The organism is Methanoculleus sp. (genome assembly GCF_035363275.1).
In the GTDB taxonomy this organism is placed as follows: Archaea; Halobacteriota; Methanomicrobia; order Methanomicrobiales; family Methanoculleaceae; genus Methanoculleus.
The window spans coordinates 1-1,520 of the sequence record NZ_DAOSET010000132.1 but is presented as its reverse complement, the minus strand read 5'-3'; the positions used below and the strand labels follow the sequence as shown (position 1 = coordinate 1,520).

Below are 1,520 nucleotides of genomic sequence, written 5' to 3'. Positions count from 1 at the left end.
TAGAGCACGGCCGTGAACGTCCTCATGATCTCACCGATAGAATAGCATCTCTCTTCGTGGTGATAATACTGACCGACGTATCCGGGTGGTCATCTCCTCCGCTGTGCCCCTCGGGTGACGACTACTACGTCACCTTCACTCGCACGACCGTCCGGCTCTCGTCCTACCAGGACGACGCGATCAAGACCGCGGTCGAGGCCTGGGCCGACGCCGTCGGCGAACTGGCGTGAGGGGGACTCTTTCCCCTTCACTTTCAACCTGCGCACGGCCACCCTTTATACCATTCCCCTTCTCCAGACTGGATATGAAGTGTTCCCCTCCCCTCCGCTACGACGAGACCCTCTTCCGGGACCGTGAGGTCTTCGAGTTCACCCACATGCCCGGCGATCACCGCAATGGGGTGGACACACAGGAGACGATAGGCAAGGGCCTGCCTGAGAACCCGGAGCTCATGCGGATATTGCAGGACAGGTTGATCGAGGAGAAGATCAAGCGAGGTGATACTTGCAAGGGTGCTCCACATGAACCGGCGCGAGACGTACGAGCACCTGAAGCACAACCCAAAGAACGTGCGGTTCAAAGACCTCTGCCGTGCGGCGGAAACCTTCGGGTTTCGCCGGAAGGGCGGGAAGGGCAGCCACACCGTGTACGTGCGGGACGGGATTCCTGATATCCTCAATTTCCAGAACGTGAAGGGGAAAGCAAAACCGTACCAGGTAAGGCAACTTCTTAAGATTATTGAGCACTATACTCTGTTGGGGGATGAAGATGCCACATAAATATGCAATCGAGATCTTCTACAGCGATGAGGACGAGGGGTTCATCGCCGTCGTCCCGGAGCTTGCCGGCTGTTCCGCGTTTGGCGAGACGGAAGAGGAGGCTCTCTCTGAAGTGAAGGTGGCTATCGGCCTCTGGCTCGATACCGCCCGGGAGGAGGAGCGGGAGATCCCGGAGCCGAGCGGCCGGGAGCAGCTGCGGGAGATCCTTGCGGGCAAGGGCGTTGCGTGCGAACCACGGGAAATAGCGTAGACCTTGTAGAGGCTTCCACCCTCGGTTTCTCACACGCTCAACGTTGAATCTTTTCCACAGTGAGAATAGGTGACTGCTCCCCCGACTTCAGTCGGGGGCATCCAGGGTATTTCAACCCAGAGATTGCAGTCTCATAACATTGATCGCCGCATTCTGGTAACCTGTTATGAGGACCGTTTCCATGGCCTACACCTATGTTGTGGCCTTTTTCCGTCTTATCCCCGATAAAGTCATGCTAATCCCCTCCCCCGTCCACCCTGTAGTTATCTGTCATATTCCCGGGAAGAGTTGCACTGCAAGTGCAACTGCCTCAGATCTCCGATCTGGGGCATCTGGCAGGCAAGGAGTAAGACCCATGGCAGACTTCGTACAGAAGACCGTCAACAAGACGGCGGTCCGGGACCTCGCCGTCCCGATCGCCGACGTAACGTCGTTGAACACCCTCATCGAGAGCGTCATCGCCGACAACCCCTTCGGGTGCGTCGGGTATA

General features: G+C 57.5%; 2 protein-coding genes and 1 pseudogene. All 3 read left to right on the top strand.

The genetic code is table 11. From position 1 onward, the window contains the following. Positions 1-230 (top strand): annotated as a pseudogene (locus PLN84_RS13275) (hypothetical protein); the annotation flags it as partial. 267 nt (positions 231-497) lie between these two features. Then, a complete protein-coding gene (locus tag PLN84_RS13270) occupies positions 498-779 on the top strand; it encodes a type II toxin-antitoxin system HicA family toxin (RefSeq protein WP_348532186.1) in 282 nt (93 codons plus the stop codon). Then, the gene (locus PLN84_RS13265; RefSeq protein WP_214076877.1) at positions 769-1,029 is read left to right on the top strand and encodes a type II toxin-antitoxin system HicB family antitoxin; all 261 of its coding nucleotides are present in this window, start codon (positions 769-771) and stop codon (positions 1,027-1,029) included. The genes PLN84_RS13270 and PLN84_RS13265 overlap by 11 nt, the downstream gene beginning before the upstream one ends. The last annotated feature ends 491 nt before the right edge of the window (positions 1,030-1,520 follow it).

Bases quoted from the DNA above. Each gene is read 5' to 3' on its own strand.
- PLN84_RS13265 (WP_214076877.1), top strand. From the start codon at position 769: ATGCCACATAAATATGCAATCGAGATCTTCTACAGCGATGAGGACGAG.